The sequence below is a fragment of the Immundisolibacter sp. genome (genome assembly GCF_028696615.1).
Taxonomy (GTDB): domain Bacteria; phylum Pseudomonadota; class Gammaproteobacteria; order Immundisolibacterales; family Immundisolibacteraceae; genus Immundisolibacter.
The window spans coordinates 1-6,637 of sequence record NZ_JAQVGQ010000153.1; the positions used below are offsets into that span (position 1 = coordinate 1).

3 protein-coding genes are annotated in these 6,637 nt (G+C 72.2%); all 3 read left to right on the forward strand.

The window, feature by feature from the left end; all coding sequences use genetic code 11:
- On the forward strand, positions 1–1,673 hold a 1,673-nt coding region (locus tag PHC73_RS10160), incomplete at its 5' end, for a putative baseplate assembly protein (protein ID WP_300127540.1).
- A complete protein-coding gene (locus tag PHC73_RS10165; RefSeq protein WP_300127542.1) occupies positions 1,673–4,480 on the forward strand; it encodes a baseplate J/gp47 family protein in 2,808 nt (935 codons plus the stop codon). The genes PHC73_RS10160 and PHC73_RS10165, both read left to right, overlap by 1 nt.
- Positions 4,477–6,637, forward strand: a 2,161-nt coding sequence (locus PHC73_RS10170; protein ID WP_300127545.1) for a hypothetical protein, incomplete at its 3' end; no start/stop codon positions are given. The genes PHC73_RS10165 and PHC73_RS10170, both read left to right, overlap by 4 nt.

Here is a 6,637-nt window from a genome sequence, read left to right on the forward strand (position 1 = left end):
GCAACGCGCTGCAAGCCGGACCGCTGGTGTTCGAGCCGATGCACGCACCGACCCTGCGCGAGACACACAACCGCTTCGAGCTCTACACCTGGGGCGATGCCCGCTGCTGCCTGCCGGCTGGCGCCACGGCGGCAACCCTGCGCGGCCACCATCCCGAGCTTGCTGCGGGTGAGGTGCTGATCTTCCAGGAAATCTGCGGCCCGCTGACCGGTCTGCCCGAGGATGCCGACCCCGCCCGCCGCCACGCGGTACGCCTGACGGCGGTGCTGGCGTTCGCGGGTAGCGACCCGCTCACCGATCCGCTCGACGGCAGCGAGATCACCGAGATCCGCTGGCACGCCGACGACGCGCTACCCTTCTCGCTCTGCCTTTCCAGCGAAACTGACGCCGCCCACGGCAGCCGGCAGATCGACGGCGTCAGCATCGCGCTCGGCAACAACCTGCTGGTCGACCACGGCCGCAGCGTCGTCGGCGAACAACTGGGCCGCGTGCCGGCGCCAGGGCTGCACTATCCGCCGCGCCCGGGCGATGCCTGCCAGCGCATCGAACCCGAACCCCTGCCACCGCGCTTCCGCCCGCAGCTAGCGGAGGGGCCGGTGACGCACCAGGGCACGGTGCTGCGCGTCGTGCCACATGACGGCGGCAGCCGCCACGAGCGCGTTACGTTCAACCCCGATGCGCCCGCTGCCGCGGCCCTGGGCTGGCGGGCGGCCGCTGCCCTGCCTGCGATCGAACTCGCTGACGACAGCGGTCGGCCGTGGACCGCAAGGCGCGATCTGCTGGCCAGCCGCGCGTCCGATACTCATTTCGTACTCGAGACCGAGGACGATGGCAGCGCCCGCCTGCGTTTCGGCGACGACGTCCACGGCCGCCGGCCCGACAGCGGCATGGCCTTCACCGCACGCTATCGCATCGGCAACGGCCCGCAGGGCAACGTCGGCGCCGACAGCATCGCCCACGCAGTGACCAGTGAGGGTCGCATCCAGTCGGTCACCAACCCCCTGCCCGCGCGCGGCGGCCTCGCACCGGAGACCGCCGCTGCGCTGCGCCGCGGCGCGCCGCAGGCCTTCCGCACCCAGCAGCGTGCCGTCACCCCGGCCGACTATGCGGAAGTCACCGAACGCCTCGACGATGTGCAGCGCGCCACGGCCACGCTGCGCTGGACCGGCAGCTGGCATACGGTGTTCATTGCCGTCGATCGCCGCGCTGGCCGCGCGGTCGATGCCGGCTTCGCCGCCGACGTGCGCGCCCACCTCGAGCGCTTCCGCATGGCGGGCCACGACCTGCGCATCGACGAGCCGATTCCCGTGTCGCTCGAACTCGACCTGCTCGTCTGCGTGAATCGCGCGCACTTCCGCAGCGACGTGCGGCGCGGCCTGCTGCAGGCGCTCGGTAGCCGCAACCTGCCCGATGGCCGCCGTGGCCTCTTCCATCCGGACAACTTCAGCTTCGGGCAGACCGTCTTCCTCGGCCCGATCCAGGCCGCCGCACGCAGCGTGGCGGGCGTGGATTCGGTGCAGGTCACGCGCTTCCAGCGTCAGGGCCAGGCCGACCCGCGGCCGCTCGCCGACGGCTTCATGGCGCTGGGCCGGCTCGAGATCGCACGGCTGGCCAACGACCCCAACTTCCCGGAGCACGGCGTGCTGCGGCTCGACCTGCACGGAGGCAAATGATGAGCACCGACCGCTCCCGTCTGCCCGGCTGTGACTGCTGCAGCGGCACGGGCAGCGACACGCCGCAACGCATCGCGAACCCGCCGGGCCAGCCGAGCATCAGTTACCGCGCCGGGCGCCACGGCGACTTCCTCGCCTCGATCCAGGCCCGGCTGTCGAGCGCCGACTACCCGGCGCTGGCCGGCCTCGGCACACGCGAGTCGAGCGACTTCACGCTCGCGCTGGCCGATGCGCTGGCGAGCTCGCTCGACGTGCTGTCGTTCTACACCGAGCGCATCGCCCAGGAGCACTACCTGCGCACCGCCACCGAGCGCCTGTCGGTGGGCGAACTGGCGCGACTCATCGGCTACCGCCTCGCGCCCGGCGTCGCCGCCGGCACGCATCTCGCCTTCACCCTGCAGGACACGCCGGGTGCGGCCCCCACACCCACAACGACCACCACGATTCCGGCCGGCACCCGGGTGCAGAGCGTGCCCGGCCAGGGCGAGACTGCGCAGACCTTCGAGACCATCGCCGAGATCAGCGCCCGCGCAGCGTGGAACGCGATGCCCGCGCGCACCACCGAGGCATGGCAACCGCGGCGCGGCGATACCGAATTGTGGCTCGAAGGCGTCGCCAGCGGGCTGTCGCCGGGCGACGCGATCCTCATCGTCGGCCTGGAGCGCCAGCGCGACCCGGGCAGCGAGCGCTGGGACGTGCGCGTCCTGTCGACGGTCGAGCCCGACATTGCCGGCGGCCGCACCCGCCTGCAGTGGACGCATCCGCTCGGCAGCGCCTTCCCGGCGATGACCCCGGCCAGCCTCGGCGCGGAAGTCCATGCACTGCGCCAGCGCACCGCGCTCTTCGGCCACAACGCGCCCGACGCCAACCTGTTCGGCAATGCCGACTCCAACATCGCGCAGTTGATCGACACCAGCAGCGCGCACTGGAACTGGAAGAACTTCGCGCTCGACCCGGCCGCCCTCGACCTCGACACCGACAACCCGAAAATCGTCGGCGGCAGCTGGATCGCGCTGGTTTCGAACGAGGTGGGACGCGGCAGCGCGGACCTGCCGGGCTACACCGAGCTCTACCGCGTCCGTGCGGTCGCGCATCGCAGCCGCAACGCCTTCGGCATCTCGGGCAAGGTGACCCGCATCACCCCGGACACCACCGAGAATCTGACCGCCAGCCGCTTCCCGCTGCGCCGTACGCTGGTGCTGGCACAGAGCGAGTGCCTCGCGACCCACGCCCGTCCGCTGCGCCATCCGGTGCAGGACGAGCTGCTCACCCTGGGCGTGCGCGCCGAGGGATTGCAGCCTGGCCAGGCCATCGCGGTATCGGGCACGCATCAGCGCATCGCCATCGCCGCTGGCGCCACCAGGCTGGTGCTGGCGACCGACGACGGCGCGACCATGCCGCTAGCCGGTGGCGACGAACTGTTCATGCTGGCACCCGCGGCACGCCTCATCGGTGGCAATGCCGTCGCACTCGATGGCGAGACCTTCGTCGCCCAACTGGGACGTGCCGGCACACGCCTGCGTGTGCGCCTGCTCGACCGCGACGGTCGCGCGGGGACGCTGGAAGCCAACGCCAGCGAACTGGCGCTTGCGCCCGCACGCAAGGACGACCCACGCGTGGCCGAGATCGCGTGGATCGCGAACACCGCCACCGCGGTCACGCACGGCCGCGACGACACCACGCTGACGCTGGCGGCACCGCTGAAGCACGTCTTCGCGCGCGCCTCGCTGCGCGTCAACGCCAACGTCGCCCCCGCCACGCACGGCGAAACCGTCGAGGCCCTCCTCGGCGACGGCGACGCGGGCCGCCCCAACCTGCGCTTCCGCCTGGCGCAGGCCCCGCTGACCTACGTCAGCGCCAGCACGCCGAGCGGACGGCGGTCGACGCTGGCCCTGCGGGTCGACGACGTCCTGTGGACCGAACGTGCCAGTCTCTACGCCGCGCCGGCGGGCGCCCGCGCCTTCGAGACCAGGGAAGACGGCGAAGGGCATACGCACATCCAGTTCGGCGATGGCATCGAGGGCGCGCGCCTGCCGAGCGGCACGGCCAATGTGCGCGTGCGCTACCGCAAGGGCATCGGCGCTGGCGGCAACGTCGGCGCGGGCACGCTCACCACGCTGCTGAGCCGCCCGCTGGGCGTCGGCGAAGCCAGCAACCCGGAAGCGGCCAGCGGTGGCGAGGACCCGGAGACGATCGAACACGCGCGTAACAGCGCACCCCTGACGGTACTGACGCTCGATCGCGCGGTGTCGATCACCGACTACGCCAACTTCGCCCGCGCCTTCGCCGGCATCGACAAGGCGCATGCGCTGTGGATTCCTGCAGGTCCGGCGCGCGGCGTCTTCGTGACGATTGCCGGCATCGGCGGCGCGCGGGTCGAGGCCACCAGCGACACCTACCGTCACCTCTTCGACGCGCTGCGCACCTGGGGCGATCCGCTCGTCCCGCTTCGCCTCGAGAACTTCATCGACGCCCGCTTCCGGTGCCGCGTGCGGGTGCGCGCCCTCGGCGGCTTCGAACCCGCGGCGGTGGTGGCCGCAGTGCGCGTTGCCCTTCTGGCGCGCTTCGCCTTCGCCGCGCGCGCCTTCGGGCAGACGGTGTCGCTCGACGAGATCGCTGCCACGGCACAAGGCGTGCGCGGCGTCGAAGCGGCCCACGTGGCGCGGCTCTACCGCAGCGGCCAGCCGCCCGCCCAACACCCGCGCCTGTTCGCCGCGCTGCCCCAGCCCTCGCTGACGGCGGTGCCGGCACCGGCCGAACTGCTCACGCTGGCAACGAACGGCCTCGAGGTGGAGGTGCTGCCATGAACTTCGACACCCGCAGCCTGTTCGAACTGCTCCCCGCGATCCATCGCATCCGCGACGCCGAACTGGCGCAGCAGATGGGCAACAGCCTGCTGACCGTGGCCGAACGCACGGAACGCAATGCGCTGGCCGAACTCGCCGCGCCCAGCGCGGACGAGCGGCAGCGCCTCGCCGCCCTGAACGAAAAGGCCGCCCGCGGGCCGCTCGAATCGCTGATCGCCGTGTTCGCGGAGCAGATCGGCGCGATGGACGAGAACCTCGCCCAGCTCTACGACGACCTGTTCATCGAGACCTGTGCCGACTGGGTCGTGCCCTACATCGGCGACCTGATCGGCTACGAAAGCCTGCACAGCGTGGCGCCGAAAGTGGCCAGCCCGCGCGCCGAGGTGGCGCACACGATCGCATTGCGCCGGCGCAAGGGCACGGCGCTGGTCCTCGAGCAGCTCGCGCGCGACGTCACCGGCTGGGACGCGCGCGCGGTCGAGTACTTCCAGCGCCTCGCCGCCACCCAGTACATGAACCACCCGCGCCCGCACGCGCTGCAGTCGCCGGACCTGCGCCGCGGGCGCGCCCTGGAGTGGCTCGGCACGCCCTTCGACACCAGCATGCGCACGGTCGAGGTGCGCCGCATCGAGCAAGGCGGTGGACGCTACAACATCCCCAATGTCGGCCTGCACCTGTGGCGCATCCAGGCCTTCCCGCACAGCGCCAGCCCCGCGGCCCGTGCGGGCGTGCGCTGCTACCGCGCCAGCCCGCTGAACCACGACCTGCCGCTCTACAACCGCCCCCTGGCCGAGGATGACATCAGCCATCTCGCCGGTCCGGACAACGTGCCGTGGCCCCTGTCGCGCCGTCGCCTAGCGGCCGAACTCGGTCGCCACTACGGCAGCCGCCCCGGCGCCGGCGAAGCGGTCGACAACCGGGCACCGGCGCTGCAGCTGTGGGTGGACGGGACCGCCATCGAGCGCGACCGCATCCGCATCTGCAACCTGAGCGACGATGGCGCTGGCTGGGCCCACACGCCACCGCCCGACGGCGTGTATTCGATCGATCCGCAACTCGGCCGCATCGCCCTGCCCGGCGATGCCCCCGACCCTACCGACGTCCGCCTCGACTGGCGCGAAGGCTTCAGCGCCGAACTCGGAGGCGGCGAGTACGAGCGCGGCGACAGCCTGCCGATACCGCCGGGCGGCGTTCCCGTCGCCCACGTGCCGGCCGAGCACGCCACGCTGGCCGCGGCGCTGGCGGAGATCGATGGCAACGGGGTGGTCGAGATCGCCGACAACCGCCGCTACGCCGAGACACTGGCGATCGACGTGGCAGCCAACGGCAGCATCGAGATCCGCGCCGCCAATGGCTTCCGCCCGGTGCTGGTGGTGGGCGGGCTGTCGATCCGCGGCGGAAACAATGCCGCCTGCACCCTCAACGGTCTGCTCGTCACCGGCGCGCCGCTGGTGGTGCCGGACGCGGGCGGCAATGCGCTTGCACGGCTCACGCTGCTGCACTGCACGCTGGTTCCGGGCATCGCCCTGGCGCCGGATGCCACGCCCCTGCAACCCGACACCGCCAGCCTGCGCCTGGAACCCGCCGGGCTCGAGACGACCCTCGTCCGCAGCATCGTCGGCGGCATCCGTGCCCATCCACGCGCACGCTTCACCGCCAGCGACAGCGTGATCGATGCCACCGCACGCGCGCGCATCGCCTTCGCCGGGCTGGACGACGCCTCACCCGGCGCCGAACTCTCGCTCGCCGCCTGCAGCGTGATCGGCAAGCTCCACACCGCCGCGGTCGGCCTCATCGCCAACAGCATCCTTTTCGCGGCGCGTGGCAGCGGGGACAGCTGGCCTGCGCCAGTGCGGGCCGCGCGCAAGCAGGCCGGCTGCATCCGCTTCAGCTGGCTGCCACTGGACGCCATCGTGCCGCAACGCTACCGCTGCCAGCCGGCCTCGGCGGCCGACCAGCGCATCTCGCCGCAGTTCGTGTCGCGTCGCTATGGCACGCCGGCCTACGCCCAGCTTGCCGTCCGTACCCCGGCCGAGATCCGCCGCGGTGCGGACGACGAGGGCGAGATGGGGGCGCTGCACCACCTGTACGCCGCGCAGCGCGAGACCAACCTGCGCATCCGGCTGGCCGAATACCTGCGGGTCGGGCTGTGCGCCG

What these genes read in the sequence shown, in the direction of transcription:
- PHC73_RS10165 (WP_300127542.1), top strand. Translation starts at nt 1,673, where the DNA reads ATGAGCACCGACCGCTCCCGTCTGCCCGGCTGTGACTGCTGCAGCGGC.